This window comes from Saccharopolyspora sp. NPDC050642 (assembly GCF_040654735.1).
GTDB lineage: Bacteria > Actinomycetota > Actinomycetes > Mycobacteriales > Pseudonocardiaceae > Saccharopolyspora > Saccharopolyspora elongata.
This window is the reverse complement of sequence record NZ_JBFAIN010000061.1, coordinates 1-17,693: the sequence shown is the minus strand read 5'-3', so window position 1 is coordinate 17,693 and position 17,693 is coordinate 1. Positions and strand designations below refer to the sequence as shown.

The window sequence follows — 17,693 nt, the reverse complement described above, 5'->3', positions numbered from 1 at the left end:
GGTGTGCATGGCTCTCTTGGGCGGCGTGCTCGCTCCGCACGTCCCCACCGAGATCATCGCCGTGCCGCACGCACCTCCGGGTTCAGGCGCGCTCCTCGGCACCGATGGGCTCGGCCGGGACGTGCTGTCGCGGGTGCTCTCCGGCGGCCGGGACCTCGTCCTGATCGCGATGCTCGCCGCGCTGCTGGCGACGTCGCTCGGTGTCGCCGGAGGCCTGTTCGCCGGCTGGACGGACGGCCGGGCTTCCCGGCTGCTGACCGCGCTCGCCGACCTGCTGCTCGCCACTCCCCTGTTGCTCGTCGCGCTGGTGCTGGCCGTTTCGCTGCCCGGTGAGGCGGCTGTCGTGGCCGCGACCGTCTGCGGCGGCACGCCGCTGACCCTGCGGGTGGTCCGCGACGCCATCCGGTTGTCCCGCCGCTCCGGGTACGTCGAGGCGGCCCGCTGCCGGGGCGAACGCGGTGCGGCGCTCCTTCTCCGGGAGGTACTGCCGTCGATGGCCGGCCTGGTATCGGCCGATGCCGGGATGCGCTTCGTGGTCGCGATGCAGGTCGCCGCCGCGCTGAGCCTGCTCGGCTTCGGCGCCCAGCCACCGGATGCCGATTGGGCGCTGATGATCCGCGAAAACCTGCCCGGTTCCGGGCTCAACCCCGCAGGCGTGATCGCCCCCGCCGCAGCCTTGGCGGTGGTGACCGCTGGTGTCGCCGCTGCGGCGGCGCTGGTCGGCAGGAGGTCGGCATGAGCGTCTTGGAAGTAGACGGGATGACCGTGCTCGACCGGCGTGGGCGTGCGGTGATCTCGGACGTCTCGCTGCACGCCGCCGCCGGTGAGGTCGTCGCGGTGGTCGGCCCGTCAGGCAGCGGGAAATCCACCCTGCTGCACGCGTTGCTGGACGCCTTGCCAGCAGGATTGCGCCGGGCGAGCGGCACGGTCCGTTGGGCTGGCCGGACGGTCGCACCTGGAAGCGCTGCGCGGCGCTGGCGGCGAACCGTGGCGGGCATCGTCGGTCAAGATCCCGCCGCTGCGCTGAACCCCGTGCAACGAGTGCATTCCCTGGTCGCCGAAGGCGCGCCAGACGCGCAGCTGGTCCAGCGGGCGCTCGATGATCTCGGGCTCGACAGCGCCCGGCTGTGGCGGCGGCGTCCGCATCAGCTCTCCGGCGGGCAGGCGCAACGCGTCGCCCTGGCCCGCGCGCTGGCGGGTGATCCGGAGTTGCTGGTGCTCGACGAGCCGACGACCGGCCTGGATCCGGACGCCCTCGAACTGGTCGTGCGGGCGATTGCGAACCGACGTGCCGACGGACGCTCGGTGACGCTGGTGGTCTCGCACGACCGCGAGTTCGTGTCCCGGCTGAGCGATCGCGTCGTCTCGTTCGGGGAGGCGACGAGGCGCACTGCTGACCGAACGAACGTGGGGAGATCGACTGCACCGGTGTTCTCGGCGTCCCAGCTGACGATCTCGCAAGGCGGCACGACGCTGCTCGACAGCGGTGCTTTCGAGCTCCACCGGCACGAGCTCGTGGCCGTGCTGGGGCCATCCGGTTGTGGCAAGAGCACGATGCTGCGGGCGTTGGCCGGGTTGCACGTGCCAGATTCGGGCGAAGTCCGGTGGCTGGGCGAACCGCTCCCGGCTCAAGTCGAGCACCGGTCCCGCTCCCAGCTGCGCGCTGTGCAGTTCATCGCGCAGGACCCCGCCAACGCGCTCAACCCGGCGCACCGCGTCGGCTCCACAATCGCCCGAACCGCGCAGCTGCTGCGCGACGTTTCTCCCGCCGACGCTCGGAAACGAGCCGACGACCTGCTGCGCTTGGTGGGGCTCGAAGGTGCCGCGAAACGCTTTCCGCGCGAGCTCTCCGGCGGGCAACGCCAACGCGTGTCCCTCGCACGGGCTCTCGCCGCCGAACCCGACGTGCTCCTGGCCGACGAGATCACGTCCGCACTCGACGACGCCACAGCCCACGACGTGCTCGATCTCCTCGACCGGCTGCGCACCGGCGGCCTCGCTGTCCTGCTGGTCACGCACGACCGGACGATCGGCGACCGTGCCGATCGCACGCTCCGGCTGCACCAGCGCGGCTTAGCACCCATCAGTTCTGACAGATCGGAGGAAACCCGTGCCCGGTGACGACACCACGTCCGCAGACAGCGCAGCCGCGCTGTGGCGAGCGGCCGAGCACCTCAGCGCCCACCCCTGGATCGCGGCGGCCGAAGTGGACGACGAGGCGGTGCGGCTCGTCCCAGCTCGCGATGCGCTGGTCGTGCGGCCGACGCCGGGCGGGCTGCTCACCGAGCACCTCGACCAGTGGAGCGAGGTCTACGACTGGACCTACTCCCAGGCATCGGCACGACATGCCGACGACCTGGACTTGTCGGGTTGGCGGGCGTCGGACACCGGCGAGCCGTTCCCGGTGGAGCACATGACCGACTGGCTGCGCCACACCGTCGAACTCGTGCTGCGCAACAAACCCCGTCGGGTGCTCGAACTCGGTTGCGGCACAGGCATGCTCATGCACCGCCTGCATCCACACGTCGACGCGTACGTCGGCACCGACGTAGCCGCTGATGCCGTTCGGAAACTGTCCGCATCAGCTCCGAAGGGCGTCGAGATCGTGCAGGCCGCCGCGCACGAGGCGCGAAGCGCTCCAGTGCAGGAGGCCATCGCAGCGGCCTTTCCCAGAGCTCAGCCTGACTGTGTGCTGCTCAACTCCGTCACGCAGTGCTTCCCCAGCGTCGAATACCTGCGTGCGGTCGTGCACGACGCGATCGGCATGGTCGCGCCGGGTGGCAGCGTCGTCATCGGCGACGTCCGCCACGCCGGACTGCTGCACGACCACCACCGCTGGCTCGGCGCCGCGGCCACAGACGCGGAACTGGACGAACGTGCCGAGCGCGACGAAGAGCTGCTCTTCGACCCGGCGCTGCTGGCCCGCGTGGCCGCCGAAGCTGGCCGCGAAGTCCGAATCGGCGCCTTCGCCAAGACCATGCGCGCCGACACCGAGCTGACGCGCTACCGCTTCGACGCGGTGCTCCACATCGACCCCGCCACCCCGGCCGCCGAACCGACCGTGATCCGCTGGCCGGATCTCCCCACCGGCAACAGGATCGCGGCCCTGCGTGCCCGCCTCGACGGGACGCCGGTGCTGATCGAGCAGATCCCCAACCGGCTGCTCTCCCCCGATGCCGGCACGACCGCCGCCGAACTGCACCAGGCCATCGGCGATCTGGACGCAGTGGTCTGCCTGGATCCGACCGATCCGCGACTGCTGGAGGTCATCTCGCCCGCCAGCTCCCTCGCCCGGCCGGTGCGGGACATCCCCGGCCCGGGAGCGGCCCACGAGCCGCTGCACGGGTTCGTGCGCCGCAGGCTCGCCGAGGTCGCCCGGCGGGAGCTGCGCCGCGCGGGCCACGCTCCGGTGCCGATCACGGTCGCGCCGGGAGGCCTCGATGTCTGCTGACGCCCGGGAAGACCTCGCTCGATCCGCCGAGGCCGCGATCCGCGAGGTCGACGCATCCGTACTGCCCGGCTTCATGCGGCAGCTCGACCACGCCGCCCTGTTGGCGATGGCCCGCGCCCTCGGCCGCAACGGGCTGTTCCGGCCGGGCATCCGCCACCGATGGGACCAGATCGCCGACCGGCTGCGCGTCGCACCCCGCCACCGCTGGATCCTCCGCCGCTGGCTCACCGCCCTGCACGAAGAAGGCCTGCTGCAACGCGACGACGACACGGGCTTCGTCCACGACCTGCGCGCTGTGCAGCGGTCCGAGGCGGCCGAGGCCACCGCCCTGGTGGCCGAAGCCGCCCAGGGCCTGGGATATCCCGCCGAGATGGCCCGGTTCTTCGTTTCGGCGATCGAGCAGCTCCCCCGCCTGCTCCGCGACGAGGTGGCGGTGCAGACGCTCTTGTTCCCCGACGGGGATCTCTCGACCGCCGAAGGCGCCTACAAGGACAACGTCATCAACCGCTACCTCAACGCGGCAGCGGTCGAATTGCTGCGCGGAGAATGCCGACGCAGATCGGGCCCGCTCCGCGTGCTGGAACTCGGAGCCGGTGTCGGTGGAACCACCGCCGCCGTCGTGCCCGCGCTCGCCGGCGAGCCCGTGGACTACCTGTTCACCGATGTCTCCCGATTCTTCCTGGACGCCGGGCGGCGGCGGTTCGGCGACCGGCTCCGCTACGGGATCTTCGACATCAACGCGGACCAACCCGTGCAACCGGGCTCCGCCGATGTCGTGCTCGCCGCGAACGTCCTGCACAACTCCGTCCACATCGGACGACTGCTCGCGCGGTTGCGGGACCTGCTCGCCCCCGGCGGGCTGCTCGTGGTCATCGAGTCGTGCCGGGAGCACTACCAGGCCATGACGTCGATGCAGTTCCTGATGTCCCCGCGCGACGGCGAACCGCAGCCCGGCGCCACCGACGTGCGGGCCGGTACCGACCGCATCTTCCTCACCCGCGACGAGTGGCTGGGCGAACTGGCCGACGCAGGCTACACGCCGCTGCTCGACCTGCCCGCCCCGACGCACCCGCTCGCCGCCCTCGGCCAGCACGTCTTCGCCGCCCGAACCGACGAACTGGAGCAACCATGACCGCCGAACCCGACATCAGCACCGTGCTGGCCGAGATCTGGGCCGAACTGCTCGGCCTGGACGAGGTGGCGCCGGAGTCGAGCTTCCTCAACCTCGGCGGGGATTCCGTGCTCGCCGTGCGGATGTCCGCCCTGGTCCGCCGGAAACTCGGCGTGGCGCTCGCCCTGTCCGACGTCCGGGTGGAGATCACCCTCGCCGAGTTGTCCGACCTCGTCGCCCGCCGCAGCGCCGGCACATCCAGCGACCGGGCACTGCCCGTCGAGGTGACCCGGCGCCCCGATCCGCTCGCACCGTTCCCGCTGCTGCCGCTGCAGCAGGGCTACTTCGTCGGCCAGCAAGACGGCTGGGAACTCTCCTACGACTCCGCGCACCACTACGTCGACATCGGCCTCACCGGCGTCGACCCGGACGAGGCCCCGGAAGCGCTCCAGGACGCACTGCGCCGACTCGTGCAGCACCAGCCGACGCTGCGAGCTCGCGTGCTACCCGAGGGCCGGCAGCACATCCTCGCCGCCGACGACCCCGATGCCGTGCCCACCCTCCAGGTGATCGACCTGCAAGACGCGCCTGACGAGGAAGCCGACGCCGCGGTGGCGGCCACCCGGGTTCAGATGAGCACCAACGGCCCGGATCCCGCTCGCGGCCCCGGCGTGGAGATGCGCCTGACGCTGCTGCCCAGCGACCGCGCCCGGCTGCACACCGCGGTCAGCCTGCTGATCATCGACGGCTGGTCGTCGAACGTCTTCTACCGCGACCTGTTCGCCCTGGTGGCCGACTGGAACGCGATGCTGCCGCCGCTGGAGGTCGATTACGGCGACTACGTCACCTCGGTGTCGACGCTGCCCGACACCGACGCGTGGGAAGCCGACCGCGACTGGTGGTGGGACCGCCTCGACGACTTCCCGCTGCCACCGGCCCTGCCGCTGGTCGCCGAACCGCGCGAGGTACGGCCGCAGCTCATGGGCACCCGCCAGACCACTGTGGACGCCGAAACCTGGGCAGCGTTCCGCAAGCAGTGCACCGCGCACGGGGTGACGCCGTCCGCGGCGATGTTCACCGCCTACGCGATCGTGCTGGCCCGCCAGGCCGGACACCGCCACATGCTGCTCAACTCCTTGCAACTCAACCGCTTGCCGCTGCACCCCGACGTGCACCGCATCGTCGGCGCGTTCGCCTCGACGATGCTCATCCCGGTGGAGCTGGCCGAAGGCGCCACCTTCGCCGGACTGGCCGCCGACAACCAGCGCCGGTTCAGCGAATCGGCGGCGCACAACCTGATCAGCGGCGTCGAGGTGTCCCGGGAACTGGGCCGCCGCCGCGGCACGCACCGCCCCGTCGCGCCCATCGTCTTCCAGAGCACCCTCGGGATGGACGCGGCCATGGGCGAACGCGTGCCGGACACCGCCGGTCCGCTGGGGCGCATCGACATGGCCGACCACCACCAGCAGCTGCGCACCCCGCAGGTCGCGCTGGAAGTGCGGATGTTCGAGCTGCGCGACGAGATGTTCCTGGTGTTCTCGCTGGTGGACGAGCTTTTCGACACTGTCGCGGTGGACGCGATGTTCCGCGAGCTGACCGGCATCGCCCGCACGCTCGCCGAACCGGGCAGCTGGGACGCCCCGGTGACGCTCCCACACGCGGCGGACGCTCCGGAATCGACGGATCTGCGCGTCGGCCGGTACGAACGCCAAGACCGAACCGAAGAGGCCGGCGCACCGCGAACCGACCTGGAACGCACGATCGCCGAAGTGTGGGAGGAAATGCTCGCGATCAGCGGAGTGGACCGCGCGGCCGACTTCTTCGCTCTGGGCGGAGATTCCCTGCTCGCAGTCCGAGTGCTCGGCAAACTCGCCCGGGACGGAATCACCGTGCCGGTCCGGGACTTCCTCGAAACCCCGACGATCGCCGGCCTGGCCGCGCTCGCGGAGCCCAGCCGCTGACCGGCTCCGCCACGGATGCCGTGAGTGCTTTGGGGCGTTATCGCACCCCAAAGCACTCACGGCAGGGGTCAGGCCAGGCTCGCGCGGAACAGGCCCTGTTCCACCCAGACCGCAGCACGAACACCATCGGCAGCGGCCTGACTGACCAACGTCAGCGCGTCCGGCACCGCCGGGACCCGAGCCATGTCCCCAGCCGCGGAAACACCCGGGACCGTGGTGGCCTGCAGCTCGTCGACCTGCACACAGCCGTCCTCCAGGATCGCGCACCCGAGATCGGCGGCGAACGGAGCGCGCTGCCGGGTCGGCGCTCGGTGGAAAATGGCCTGCCGCTCCAGCGTCGAGCCGTCGGCGAAGTTCAGCTGCAGCGCGTCCAGTTCCCCGGTCACCTTCGCCAGCGGTTTGGTGCGCACCTCCACCCCGCGGCCGGACAGCTTGGCGATCACCTCGTCCGGCAGCTCGTGCGGGCCGTGGGTCACCACGACCACGTCGTCGCTGTAGCGATCGGCCAGGTACAGGCCGAGCATCACCTGCGGGACATCGCGACCGAGCACCGCCAAGGTCTTGCCGGTGGCCTCCCAGCCGTGGCAGAAGGGGCAATGGAAGATGCTGCGGCCGAAGCGCTCCGGCACTCCCGGGATGTCGTAGGGCTCGTCGACCTGCCCGGTCGCCAGGATCAGCCGACGTGCCCGCTCACGGCTTCCGTCGGCGAATTCGACGGTGAAGTCGTCGATGCCACCGGAAACCGAGGCGACCTGGCCGGACCGCAGTTCAATGCTCGGGTAGACAGCGATCTCCGCACGCCCCAGCGACAGCAGCTCGTGCGGCGAGAAACCGTCCCGGCTGAGGTACATGTGCATCTCGTCGGCCGGTGCGTTGCGGACCTGGCCGCCGTCGGCGACCAGCACGCGGCGGCGCTGTCGACCCAGCACGAGCGCGGCGCTGAGCCCGGCGGGCCCACCGCCGATCACGATCACGTCGAACACGTTTGCTCCCTCTGTTCGGCAACTAATGGAAACGATTATCATTGTTACGCAGGATCTGCGAAAGGGGCACGATGGCCGATCAGCTCATCGCCGCACTGGGCGGTTACGGAGAGGTCGGCGCAACGGCCGTCCGCCGGCTCGCCGAGTCCGGCCACGTCCGGATCCGCGTCGGCGGACGCAACCCGGAGCGGGGCCGAACTCAACTCAGCGACCTCCACGACATCGATACGTCCTATGTAGACATCGATGATCGGGAAAGCTTGAACAGGTTCTGCGCTGGCGCCGATCTGGTCCTCAACTGCGCCGGACCCTCCTACCGCATCCTCGACACCGTCGCCCGGGCAGCTTTGCGCGCGGGCGCGCACTACGTCGACGTCGCCGGCGACGTACCAGCCCGCCGTGCGCTCGGCTCGACCTTCGGCGACCGCGCAGCGGTCTTCTCCGCCGGGTTGATGCCAGGCCTGACCGGGCTGCTCCCCCGGCTCATCGCAGGCCCCGGAGAAGATCGGCTGGAGATCAACGTGGGCGGCGCCGTGCGCATGACACCGGCCTCCGCGGCGGACATCCTCCTGGCGCAAGGACCGGACTTCGGGGAATCGCTGGCCCAGTGGCGAGGCGGCACCGTGGTTTCGCGAGCCCTGTCGCCGCGGCGCGGCATCCGGCTGCCCGGCTTCCCCGAACCCGTCGACGCGATGCCGTTCCTCCCGACCGAGAGCGTCCGATTGGCCGCCGAACTCCGCGTGGAAGAGCTGCGCTTCTACACCGCCTACGCCTCCGAGGCCATTCCGACCGCTCTGGCGATGGCCTGGGCGGACGATCCCGAGCATCGGGACGAATACGCCGGGATGCTGATCCAGGCGGCGGTCTCCGACCTGCGAGAGCGCGATCCGTACTACGTCCTCACGGCGAGCACCGGCTCATCCTCGGCGACCCTTCGCACCGGCGATCCGTACCAGCTCAGTGGCGTGGTGGCGGCGTTGACGGCGGACGCAGTCCTCCAGAAGAAGATCGGCCCGGGAGTGCACTTCGCGGACGGCGTCCTGGACCCGGCGGGCACCATCGAAGCCCTCCGCCACGACCCCCTCGTCCACTCGCTCACCATCCACACCGCCACCAGCAGGCGAAGCTCCAGCTGATCCGCGACCTGCGGGCCGGGGGCCACACGGTCGCCATGCCAGCGACGGCATCAACGACGCCCCCGTTACCTTCTTCGTGGCTCTGATCTTGGGCCCCTGGTCGCCGGGTCCGGCATGACTTTGTCCCCCAGTCGCACGCATGATCCGGGGGGTGGTGTCACCGGGCCCGGTGGCATCGATAGACCGCTGATAGGGACACGGCCACCCGCAGGGTAGGTCTCGTCGTAACGTGGCTGCCGGACGTCGGTGCCTGATCGGTGACCAGGCCACCACGAGAGTGAAAGACACCGTCCATGAAATCCGACTACGGCGTGTTCCTCGGTTTCGATGTCGGCAAAGGCGAACACCACGCCGTCGGCCTGGCCCCGGGTGGCAAGCAGCTGCATAACGCCGCGCTGCCCAACAACGAACCGCAGTTGCGGGAGCTGTTGGACCGGCTGGCCGCCCGCTACGGCCGGATCCTGGTCGTCGTGGACCAGCCCGCCACCATTGGGGCACTGCCGGTGACCGTGGCCCGCGCCTGCGGGCACGACGTCGCCTACCTGCCAGGCCTGGCGATGCGCCGGATCGCCGATCTCTACCCGGGCAACGCCAAAACCGATGCCCGCGACGCCTACGTCATCGCTGAAGCCGCCCGGACCCTACCCCACACACTGCGCCGCATCGACACCAACGACGAAGCCATCGCCGAACTCGGTGTCCTCATCGGCTATGACGACGACCTCGCCGGCGAGGCGACCCGGCTCAGCAACCGCATCCGCGGCCTGCTCACCGGCATCCACCCGGCCCTCGAACGTGTCATGGGCCCACGGATGAACCACCCGGCGGTGCTGGAGACCCTCTCCCGCTGCGGCGGGCCCGCAGACTTGCGCAAGGCCGGACGCCGCAAGCTGACCTCCATCGCCACCAAACACGCCCCACGCATGGGCGAGAAACTCGTCACCGACATCCTCGCCGCACTCGACCAGCAGACCGTCGTCGTCCCCGGTACCTCTGCTGCTGACACGGTTCTGCCTCGTCTCGCTGACAGTCTGAAAACCACGCTGCACCAACCGCTGGTGATGACAACGTCCGGCTTGACTTCCAGCGGACTACCAACCACCAGGCGCCCCCGTGGCCCGACCCTGCCGCCCCACTGCGGGTTCATCTCGACTTCCGCGTCGACGACCTCGATCAAACTGAGATGCATCTACTGGACCTGGGTGCGGTCCGCCCAGAGTTCCAACCCGGAGGGCACCGGTTCAGCGTGTTGCTCGCCCCCGCTGGCCATCCCTTCTGCCTTGCCACGAAGGAGGCCGCCACGACGCCCCAAACCTCACCCACAGGCACCGCAATGGCTTGACACCGACATAGGGGCCCCCCGCTGGCATGGCCGACATCGGCATCGTCATGGCGCACGTAGTCCCCGCACGTGACGCTCGAAACCGCCGGCATCGCCTGGCCAGCAACGACCTCCGGCAGGTTCCGGCCGTGGTCGAACTGAGCCAGCACCCCCCGACTCCATCAACCCCGTGCTAGCAGCACTTCTGCACAACGCCAGCAACATCGCCGTCGCCATCAACTCCGCCCGCCCGGTCAACCACACGCCTGCACTGCCGCTCGGCGAGCACCGGCTCTGATCATCCTGCTGTACCAGCTAGGGCACGGCCTGGCCGAACCTCACCACGGCCTGGCCACAGGGTTTTCGAATTATATGAAAATGGTTATCATTACCTACCGCGACCTACGTCGCGCCGACAAGGCCCGCATGCGGGCTGCAGAACCCAGGGACATTGATGGATCGAAAACCACGCCGCAGCACCGAAAACAACTCCCAGACAGGGTTCACCGTCATCTTCTGCGACAGCTGCGGGGAAAGCGGGGAGCTTCCACTGCTCGACGCCCTTCGGGAAACGATTCGACGCTCCCCCAACGCAGTGCTCGTGCGCGCGGCCTGCCCGCTCGATCGCATGTGGTGCCACGCCAGGAAAGCCTCGACACCGCAAGCAACTGGGCAGGTCGTGCTGGTGCAGCGATGCACCAGCACCCGCCAGCCGCTAGGCCCAACCATCCTCGTCGGCCCGGTGGAAACCGCCGAGGACATCGCGGAGTTGACCCGCTGGCTCGAAACCACGCCGCTGGCCGTTGACGGACTTCCGCAACGCCTGCGGCGACTCCAGCACGTCCGCCAAGCCGTCCAGAACTGAACCGACGCAAAGCTCGAACAGAGCAGTGAGGAGTCTCGTGATCGACGAATACGCCGAGTCAGCGGAGTTCATCGACATCCTGATCAGCCCGTTCTGGAACGACCTCGGCCCCGCGTTGTCCGCAGCGATCAAGATGACCGACCCCGCTGCCGGCCCGGTCGTGGACGTGGGCGCAGGAAGCGGCTACGGAACGTTGGCGATCGGGGACTCGCTGCCGGATGCCGAGATCTTCGCGGTGGAGCCCTCCCCCGGGCTGCGCGCGGCACTACTGGCGAGGATCAACACCGACGACTCGCTGCGCGAGCGGGTAACGGTCCTGCCGGAGGGGTTCCTGGAGGCCGACCTCCCCGATCAGCTGAGCCTCGTGGTCGCCATGAACGTCATCGGCCACTTCGCGCCGAACGAGCGCCGGGCGATCTGGGCACTGCTGGCCAAGCGCCTCGCACCGGGCGGCCGGGCGGTGCTCAACCTCCAGCCCCCGTCTGAGCCGACCGAGATCCCGGAAGCGGTGGCGTCGACCGGACACATCGGACGGCGGCACTACGAGTGCCGAGCACGCGCCGAACCCGCTGGTGACCAGCTGCTGACCTGGCACATGACCTACCGCACCTACCAGGGCGAGCAGGTCGTCGACGAGCGCAAGCTGAGCTACGCCTGGCACTTGGTCACCGAGCCGCTGCTACGCGAAGAACTCGCCGGATCAGGCCTGCGGCTGCACGCCCTGGAGCCGGCAGATCTCGGCATGTTCGCCATCGCCCGAGAACAGGCCTGACCGCCGGGGGCAGGCGCGGTCCTGCCCCCGGCCCGGTCACGCCAGCCCCTCCGCGCGACGGAGCGAGTCGACCTGACCCGCCATCCATTGCAGGTAATCCTGTCCCGCGGGAAGGGTTTCGGTCATCGAGACCACCGGAATGCCCAGCTGCTCGGCGCGCACGCGAAGTTGCGCGGTTACCGGCCCTTCCGTTTGCGGGTTGAACACCAGGGCCGAGGCTCGCCGCGCGTCGAGCGCGTCCTGGGTCTCCGCCAATGCGGCCGCAGGCGGGTCGTTCCCGGCTTCCACCGCATCGACGAAGCTGTCCGGGGTGATGTCGGTGAGCCCTGACTCCTCGATCAGGTAGAACGCCACGGGCTCGGTCGCCACTACCTCGGCACCCGGTCGCGCCACCGCGATCTGCCGGGCCTGGTCCGCAAGCCGGCGGACACCCGCGTGGAACCGCTCCGCGTTGGCGGCGAATTCCTGCGCTTTCGCGGGTTGCAGCTCGCCGAGACCGGCGGCGACCCGGTCGGCAACTGCGTCAACGGCGTGGAAGTCGTACCAGAAGTGCTCGTTGACCGAATGGTCGTGGGAGTGGCCATGCCCCCCGACCGCCTGGGGCTCCGGCACGTGCTGCTGCGGCTCGCCGGCGAGCGTAGAAGCTTCGACCGTCGGATTGGCCCGCGGTGCGGCAGCCAAGATCTTCTCGACGAACTCGTCGTAGCCGCCGCCGTTGAACACCAGCAGATCCGCTTCGGCGATCTTGACCGCGTCCTCGGGAACGCTTTCGTAGGTGTGCGGGTTGACGACCGGGTTACTGATCAACGGCCGCACGTCGACAGCATCGCCGCCGATCTCCCGCACGACACTCCCCCAGACATTTGTCGAGGTCACGACGTCGATCCTGCCCTCATCCGCACGAGGTTCCGACCGGACCACGCCACATCCGGCCAGCACCAGAACCGCCGCACCGAGCCCTGCGGTGGCCACAACCACCCCGGACCTGCGGCCTGCACTGCACGTCATCGAGTTCCTCCTCCGTCGTTCGCGAGCCCTTCGAACATAATCGACAATGATTGTCGTTATCATCTAGGGTCGAGTCCAGCGAAGATCTGCGAGGTGTGATGAACGAAGCGTTGGGCCGCCTGCTCAGCCGGTCGAACCGGCCCGATCCCGGGCGCGCCGACCGAGCGGGCGAAATCGCAGAGCTCGTCCGCGCCGCCCTCGGCCTGCCCGCCGACGCGGCCGTGACGGTGCAGGAACTCGCCTGCGCCGAGCCCGGCTGCCCGCCGATCGAAACGAAGATCGCCGTGCTCGACGAGCCGCCGCGGCGCTGGACGATCCACGCCCGGGTGTCCGAAGTAGACGACGAAGCCGTCCGGGCGATCCTGACCAACCGACCCGAAGGGGAGAACGCACCACGATGAGCGAAACCGACAACCGGGTGCCGGTGACGGTGCTGACCGGATTCCTCGGCGCCGGCAAGACCACCTTGCTCAACCGGATCCTCACCGAGAACCATGGCATGCGCATCGCCGTGATCGAGAACGAGTTCGGCGAGGTCGGCATCGACGACGGCCTGGTGCTCGATGCCGAAGAAGAAGTCTTCGAGATGAACAACGGCTGCATCTGCTGCACCGTGCGCGGCGACCTGATCCGCATCCTCGGCGCGCTGATCAAGCGCAAGGACCGCTTCGACGCGATCCTCATCGAGACCACCGGCCTCGCCGATCCCGCCCCGGTCGCGCAGACGTTCTTCGTCGACGACACCCTGCGCACGCAGCTGCGCCTGGACGCGATCGTGACCGTCGTCGACGCCAAGCACATCGTCCAGCACCTCGACGACGAAAAGCCCGAAGGCGCCGAGAACGAGGCGGTCGAACAGCTCGCCTTCGCCGACCGTGTGGTGCTCAACAAGATCGACCTCGTCGACGCGGAGGAGATCGACGAGGTCCAGCGGCGGATCCGCGGCATCAACGCCGGCGTGCGCATCCTGCCCGCCCGGCACGGCGATGTGGAGCTCCGCGAGGTGCTCGGCGTGCACGCGTTCGACCTGGACAAGATCCTCGCCGACGAACCGGAGTTCCTGCAGGACACCGACCACCAGCACGACCTCACCGTGACCAGTGTGGGCATCGAGGCCGACGGCGCGGTCAACGTCGAGAAGCTCAACGAGTGGCTGGGCGTGCTGCTGGGCGAACGCGGCACGGACCTGTTCCGCAGCAAGGGAATCCTCAACCTCGCCGGAAGCGACCAGCGCTACGTCTTCCAGGGCGTGCACATGCTCCACGACGGCGACCTCGGCGCGCCCTGGCGCGACGGCGAACCGCGCCGCAACCGGATGGTGTTCATCGGCCGCAACCTCGACCGCGACCAACTGGAACGGGAGTTCCACGCCTGCCTGGAACCGGCGACCGCGGAGGCATCGGCGTGAAAACCCTCGAGAACAACTCGCTGCGGCCCCGCTGGCAGGCCGACCTCGGCGAACCTGTCGTCGCCCTCGACGTCCTGCCCGGCGGAAACGGGCACCCTCATGCCGTGCTGGCCGGAGGGTCCGAAGGCGCAGTGCGCGTAATCGACCCCGACGGCTCACCTCGCTACGAGCGGGATCTCGGCGATGCGCTGCTGGCCGTCACCGCAAGCCCGGACGGCACCCGGATCGCCGCACTGGGCGTGGCAAGCCGACGGTTGTGGAGCGCCACCGACGGCGAGCCGCTGCGAAGTGAGGCGACCGGATGGTCGGCTTCCGCGGCGTGGGACAAGAAATCCCAGTTCCTGGCGGTCGCCGACGGCAGGAGGGTGCGCGTCCTGGACCGCGACGGCGCGACCCGCTGGAGCTCGGCCCCGCTGTCCAGCACCGTGACCAACGTACTGTGGCCACGCGGGCGGCTACGGGTAGCGGCGTCGTCCTACCAAGGCGTGACGATCTTCGAACCCGAGACCAACCGGATCACCAACGCTCTGGAGGCGCCGGGCGCGATCTCAGGACTGGCCTCCGCACCGAACGGCCGCTGGGTGGTCGGCGGCTCCCAGGACGCCACCCTGCACGGCTGGAAGGTCGACGACGGCTCGGACTTCGAGATGTCCGGATTCCCGGCCACCGTCTCGCACCTGGCCTTCGAAGACGGCGGCCGCTGGATGGCCTGCGAATCCGCCGAAGTCCTCACCTGCTGGGATTTCTCCGGTCGCGGACCCACCGGCCGCGCCGGCGTGGTCCTCATCGGGCACCAAGCCGCCGTGTCCGTCTTCGCCTGGGTCCCCGGCCACCGGCAGATCCTCGTCAGCGGTGATCAAGACGGCAACGTGCTGGTGTGGCGCATCGCCGGTACCACCCAACCGGGAGACGAACTCCGCCCGGCGAGCGGTGTCCGCGACGACGACCCGGTCACCGCGATCATCACCAGCAGCAACACGGCCAGCTCGATTGTCTACATCGGACGCCGATCCGGACGCATCGACGCCCTGACCATCACCTGACGCGCGGCCAAAGCCCAGGTATGAGCGAGGCGGGGTGAGCGCACCTGGTGTGCCCACCCCGCCTCGCCCCACGACCCGCTCGAAGACAGGAGCAGGCGCACGAACACGCGCCCGGCAATCGCGAGGAGCTCGGCAACCATGACTCCTACACACGACGGGACCAGCCAGTGGACCCCCAATCGGGAAGCCGTACTCCAGGCCCTGGTGGACGCCCACGGCTCTGTCAGCGCCCAACGACTCCACTTCACCATGCACGTGAACGGCCACGACATCGGCCTGGCCACCGTGTACAGATCATTGCACGCCCTCGTCGCCTCCGGTCACGCCGAACTCATCCACAGCGCGAACGGCACCCAACTCTTCTGCACCGCTACCGAAGGCCAGACACACCGCCTGGTGTGCCGAGACTGCCAACGACGAGTCCCGATCACGGTGACGTTCGCCGACGAATGGGCTGCCGCCGTCGCAAACGACCACGGCTTCGCAGATTCACACCTGCTCCTGGAAATCTCAGGACATTGCGGGAGATGCTCGACGCCACAACCCGCCGAAGCCCACCCAATAGCCACCAACAACACACGCTGAACAGCCAGCTCGGCCACGTTCACGAACTACTGCACGCCGCCAGAACCCACTCGGTCGGCAACCGCGCCCAGCCTGCGGAACGGACACGATGTACGCCTCTTTCATCCAAACAGGCCGAGTCCAAGGGATTGCTGTCCGAACCGCGCGCTCCCCAGCGCTAGCATCGCCGACATGGAGACGAATCCCCGGTTCAGGGATTCCACCCACTGGTAGGGGTTCAAGCACCCTCGAACACCAACGCTAAAATCTCCGCTGGCGGCTTCTACCCGAATCGAAATCACTTCTCTACGAATCGTGCAGCAGCCCCTCCCCAAGCCATGCTCGGCCAACACCTCGTCCGCGATCTCGATCCGATCCATGGCCAGCCAAGCTCCTTCTATCACGGGGCGCCGGAAATGCCCTGTGCCCGCCGGCGCGGAGCCCCCATCGAGCGCCGCAGCAGGGCACCTCGCCTGAAGGCAACCGAGCCATGGATCTCGCGCGGGTCGCCGCTGTGCTGGAGCGCATCGCCGCCGATGTGGACGAACTGGCCCGCGCCCGTCGCGCAGAGAACCTCGACGGCGCGGCCGTGCGTGGGCACGTGCGGGCCGAGCGGCGGCGTCGGCTGGCCGAACCGGACCTGGACTTCCACACCTTATGCGAGACCACCACCCTGCCGACCAGTTCGACGCCGCAACTGGAACGGGCCTGGGAAGCCTGGCAGGCCGAGCGGTACCGCCGGGGCGAAACCGAGCATCCGCCGGATCTCCGGGACAACCCGTTCCGCGCCCGCTGAGCACGCGCCGTTTTTCGCAGCTCAGACGGCTCGATTCATTGACTTATGCCCTGAACAGGCGTGTACTAAAAGTGCGGTGAATCGATTGAGAGGGTCGGTGAACCGAAGGGGCGATCGCGACAGCCCCGAAGGAATGCATGGTCCAACTCAAGGACGGAGTTCAGAAGTGCGAAAGACGCTCGTCAAACTCGAGCTGGCATTCCGGTAAGGGCCTCCGCAGCTGCGAAGGCCCTTACATATGCCCAAAAGTGCCTCGCCTGCGTGGAGATCAGCGCCCGTGATCATGCGAATTACGTGCCCAGTACGCCTGTTCGGCCTCCAGCCAGGGGAGCAGTTCGTCTCGGGTGAGATTGTCGAGATCAGCCCAGGTGAGCCGTTTGAACCGAGCCATCAGAGCGAGCCTTTCCGCCGGTGCTGGGCGTCGATGGAGTCGTAAACGGTCTGCTTGCGCTGCCGCAGGTCGGCCCACGGTGCGCGAGAGCTGATCACGATCGATCCCGGGCGATTCATCGCGGACTCCGGCCGTAGGGTGGTGCGGCGGGCGCGCGCGGCGCTGGCCTCGGCGTGGGCGGCGACGTGCTCAACGCCGTCGCCGCCGTGGCGGCTGTCCTCGATGGCGGCAGCGGTGCTGATGGCGTTGCCCACCAGGGCGGTGCCGCGCCTGGTGGCGGGCCAGCGGCGCGAGCACGGCGGGCAGCAGCCGGGAAAGCTGGTTGGCGGGGTGGTGCGGCCACACCCGGTTGACGCCGGCGGCGTCGGCTTCGGCCAGGCTGCGCATCCCGCCTTCGAGGTCCCAATCGATCTCATGCCAGGTGTTGGCGCTTGCCCTGCACGCCGTAGCGGGACAACTTGGATCACCTCTCCGAGCACAACCGCACCGCGGCGGTCCGCCGCGCCCACTCCGCCGGGGCGAGCTGGACCCAGATCGGCGCCGCGCTCGGGATCAGCAAACAAGCTGCCTGGGAGCAATACCGCACAGCGGTCGGCGAGGCGAACGACGGTGAGTACAGCTGGAGCCCGCCGGGACCGACCTGGCTCAATCCGCCCCGCAGCGACGACGCCGACCTGGTGATCGTCGAGCTGTCCCGCGAGCAGGCCCACGCTCTGCGCGAGTTGCTGGCGGAACAACTCTAAGGGGTTCTTTCAGAATGCTGATGTGGGGAGTTTGGCGGCGAGGATCATGCAGTGAGCGAGTTGGAGGAAGCCGTCATGCATGTCGTCGCTGACTTCCCACCGGATCCGGAGGCGGCGGGGACCGTGCAGCCATGCGATCG

Annotated in this window: 18 protein-coding genes and 3 pseudogenes; 16 read left to right on the top strand and 5 right to left on the bottom strand. The window is 69.0% G+C overall.

Going from position 1 to position 17,693, the window contains the following annotated elements; genetic code table 11:
• Nucleotides 1-7: 7 nt before the first annotated feature.
• The 5 genes from AB0H93_RS42190 to AB0H93_RS42170 are packed head-to-tail and all read left to right on the top strand — an operon-like array spanning nt 8 to nt 6,523.
• Entirely contained in the window at nt 8-739 is a 732-nt protein-coding gene (locus AB0H93_RS42190) for an ABC transporter permease subunit (protein WP_358582095.1), read from the top strand.
• On the top strand, nt 736-2,121 hold the full coding sequence (locus AB0H93_RS42185; protein ID WP_358582093.1) for an ATP-binding cassette domain-containing protein: 1,386 nt from the start codon (nt 736-738) through the stop codon (nt 2,119-2,121). The genes AB0H93_RS42190 and AB0H93_RS42185 overlap by 4 nt, the downstream gene beginning before the upstream one ends.
• Nucleotides 2,111-3,451, top strand: coding sequence for a class I SAM-dependent methyltransferase (locus tag AB0H93_RS42180; RefSeq protein WP_358582090.1), 1,341 nt, complete (start codon nt 2,111-2,113; stop codon nt 3,449-3,451). Before AB0H93_RS42185 ends, AB0H93_RS42180 begins: the two co-directional genes overlap by 11 nt.
• Nucleotides 3,441-4,583, top strand: a complete 1,143-nt coding sequence (locus AB0H93_RS42175) for a class I SAM-dependent methyltransferase (RefSeq protein WP_358582087.1) — start codon at nt 3,441-3,443, stop codon at nt 4,581-4,583. The genes AB0H93_RS42180 and AB0H93_RS42175 overlap by 11 nt, the downstream gene beginning before the upstream one ends.
• Nucleotides 4,580-6,523 carry a condensation domain-containing protein gene (locus AB0H93_RS42170; protein ID WP_358582085.1) on the top strand — a complete coding sequence of 648 codons (1,944 nt, stop codon included), beginning with the start codon at nt 4,580-4,582 and terminating at the stop codon, nt 6,521-6,523. Before AB0H93_RS42175 ends, AB0H93_RS42170 begins: the two co-directional genes overlap by 4 nt.
• Nucleotides 6,524-6,591: 68 nt before the next feature.
• Here AB0H93_RS42170 and AB0H93_RS42165 read toward each other — a convergent pair whose 3' ends face one another.
• Entirely contained in the window at nt 6,592-7,506 is a 915-nt protein-coding gene (locus AB0H93_RS42165; protein WP_358582083.1) for an NAD(P)/FAD-dependent oxidoreductase, read from the bottom strand.
• Between the two features lie 71 nt (nt 7,507-7,577).
• Between AB0H93_RS42165 and AB0H93_RS42160 the strand changes: the two genes are divergently transcribed.
• The 5 genes and pseudogenes from AB0H93_RS42160 to AB0H93_RS42140 all read left to right on the top strand — a co-directional run bounded on the left by AB0H93_RS42160 (nt 7,578) and on the right by AB0H93_RS42140 (nt 11,600).
• On the top strand, nt 7,578-8,642 hold the full coding sequence (locus AB0H93_RS42160; RefSeq protein WP_358582081.1) for a saccharopine dehydrogenase NADP-binding domain-containing protein: 1,065 nt from the start codon (nt 7,578-7,580) through the stop codon (nt 8,640-8,642).
• A 293-nt stretch (nt 8,643-8,935) separates the two neighbouring features.
• Nucleotides 8,936-9,682, top strand: a pseudogene (locus tag AB0H93_RS42155) (IS110 family transposase); the annotation flags it as partial.
• Nucleotides 9,683-9,738: 56 nt separating this feature from the next.
• Nucleotides 9,739-9,984: pseudogene (locus tag AB0H93_RS42150) on the top strand (VOC family protein); the annotation flags it as partial.
• A 430-nt stretch (nt 9,985-10,414) separates the two neighbouring features.
• A complete protein-coding gene (locus tag AB0H93_RS42145) occupies nt 10,415-10,828 on the top strand; it encodes a hypothetical protein (RefSeq protein ID WP_358582079.1) in 414 nt (137 codons plus the stop codon).
• 37 nt (nt 10,829-10,865) lie between these two features.
• A complete protein-coding gene (locus tag AB0H93_RS42140; protein WP_358582076.1) occupies nt 10,866-11,600 on the top strand; it encodes a class I SAM-dependent methyltransferase in 735 nt (244 codons plus the stop codon).
• Between the two features lie 36 nt (nt 11,601-11,636).
• On the opposite strand, the gene AB0H93_RS42135 is transcribed toward AB0H93_RS42140, so the two are convergent.
• Nucleotides 11,637-12,608 (bottom strand): zinc ABC transporter substrate-binding protein, encoded by a 972-nt coding sequence (locus AB0H93_RS42135; RefSeq protein ID WP_358582125.1) that lies wholly within the window; start codon nt 12,606-12,608, stop codon nt 11,637-11,639.
• 98 nt (nt 12,609-12,706) lie between these two features.
• Between AB0H93_RS42135 and AB0H93_RS42130 the strand changes: the two genes are divergently transcribed.
• The 4 genes from AB0H93_RS42130 to AB0H93_RS42115 all read left to right on the top strand — a co-directional run bounded on the left by AB0H93_RS42130 (nt 12,707) and on the right by AB0H93_RS42115 (nt 15,644).
• Nucleotides 12,707-13,009, top strand: a complete 303-nt coding sequence (locus AB0H93_RS42130) for a hypothetical protein (RefSeq protein WP_358582073.1) — start codon at nt 12,707-12,709, stop codon at nt 13,007-13,009.
• A complete protein-coding gene (locus AB0H93_RS42125; protein WP_358582070.1) occupies nt 13,006-14,016 on the top strand; it encodes a GTP-binding protein in 1,011 nt (336 codons plus the stop codon). The genes AB0H93_RS42130 and AB0H93_RS42125 overlap by 4 nt, the downstream gene beginning before the upstream one ends.
• Nucleotides 14,013-15,059, top strand: a complete 1,047-nt coding sequence (locus AB0H93_RS42120; RefSeq protein WP_358582068.1) for a hypothetical protein — start codon at nt 14,013-14,015, stop codon at nt 15,057-15,059. The genes AB0H93_RS42125 and AB0H93_RS42120 overlap by 4 nt, the downstream gene beginning before the upstream one ends.
• A 138-nt stretch (nt 15,060-15,197) precedes the next feature.
• Nucleotides 15,198-15,644, top strand: coding sequence for a Fur family transcriptional regulator (locus AB0H93_RS42115; RefSeq protein WP_358582065.1), 447 nt, complete (start codon nt 15,198-15,200; stop codon nt 15,642-15,644).
• Nucleotides 15,645-15,745: 101 nt separating this feature from the next.
• On the opposite strand, the gene AB0H93_RS42110 is transcribed toward AB0H93_RS42115, so the two are convergent.
• The gene (locus tag AB0H93_RS42110) at nt 15,746-16,003 is read right to left on the bottom strand and encodes a hypothetical protein (RefSeq protein WP_358582062.1); all 258 of its coding nucleotides are present in this window, start codon (nt 16,001-16,003) and stop codon (nt 15,746-15,748) included.
• A 110-nt stretch (nt 16,004-16,113) separates the two neighbouring features.
• On the opposite strand from AB0H93_RS42110, the gene AB0H93_RS42105 reads away from it, so the two are divergent.
• Entirely contained in the window at nt 16,114-16,419 is a 306-nt protein-coding gene (locus AB0H93_RS42105; protein ID WP_358582060.1) for a hypothetical protein, read from the top strand.
• 390 nt (nt 16,420-16,809) lie between these two features.
• On the opposite strand, the gene AB0H93_RS42100 is transcribed toward AB0H93_RS42105, so the two are convergent.
• Nucleotides 16,810-17,064 carry a hypothetical protein gene (locus AB0H93_RS42100; RefSeq protein WP_358582057.1) on the bottom strand — a complete coding sequence of 85 codons (255 nt, stop codon included), beginning with the start codon at nt 17,062-17,064 and terminating at the stop codon, nt 16,810-16,812.
• 204 nt (nt 17,065-17,268) lie between these two features.
• On the opposite strand from AB0H93_RS42100, the gene AB0H93_RS42095 reads away from it, so the two are divergent.
• Nucleotides 17,269-17,553: a hypothetical protein gene (locus AB0H93_RS42095; protein ID WP_358582054.1), complete on the top strand. Its 285-nt coding sequence runs from the start codon at nt 17,269-17,271 to the stop codon at nt 17,551-17,553.
• Nucleotides 17,554-17,562: 9 nt separating this feature from the next.
• Here AB0H93_RS42095 and AB0H93_RS42090 read toward each other — a convergent pair.
• Nucleotides 17,563-17,693, bottom strand: a pseudogene (locus AB0H93_RS42090) (IS5/IS1182 family transposase); the annotation flags it as partial.

Coding starts and splice junctions, on each gene's coding strand:
- AB0H93_RS42185 (WP_358582093.1), top strand. CDS start 736: ATGAGCGTCTTGGAAGTAGACGGGATGACCGTGCTCGACCGGCGTGGG.
- AB0H93_RS42110 (WP_358582062.1), bottom strand. CDS start 16,003: ATGGATCGGATCGAGATCGCGGACGAGGTGTTGGCCGAGCATGGCTTG.
- AB0H93_RS42190 (WP_358582095.1), top strand. CDS start 8: ATGGCTCTCTTGGGCGGCGTGCTCGCTCCGCACGTCCCCACCGAGATC.
- AB0H93_RS42115 (WP_358582065.1), top strand. CDS start 15,198: ATGACTCCTACACACGACGGGACCAGCCAGTGGACCCCCAATCGGGAA.
- AB0H93_RS42125 (WP_358582070.1), top strand. CDS start 13,006: ATGAGCGAAACCGACAACCGGGTGCCGGTGACGGTGCTGACCGGATTC.
- AB0H93_RS42130 (WP_358582073.1), top strand. CDS start 12,707: ATGAACGAAGCGTTGGGCCGCCTGCTCAGCCGGTCGAACCGGCCCGAT.
- AB0H93_RS42135 (WP_358582125.1), bottom strand. CDS start 12,608: ATGACGTGCAGTGCAGGCCGCAGGTCCGGGGTGGTTGTGGCCACCGCA.
- AB0H93_RS42175 (WP_358582087.1), top strand. CDS start 3,441: ATGTCTGCTGACGCCCGGGAAGACCTCGCTCGATCCGCCGAGGCCGCG.
- AB0H93_RS42105 (WP_358582060.1), top strand. CDS start 16,114: ATGGATCTCGCGCGGGTCGCCGCTGTGCTGGAGCGCATCGCCGCCGAT.
- AB0H93_RS42160 (WP_358582081.1), top strand. CDS start 7,578: ATGGCCGATCAGCTCATCGCCGCACTGGGCGGTTACGGAGAGGTCGGC.
- AB0H93_RS42170 (WP_358582085.1), top strand. CDS start 4,580: ATGACCGCCGAACCCGACATCAGCACCGTGCTGGCCGAGATCTGGGCC.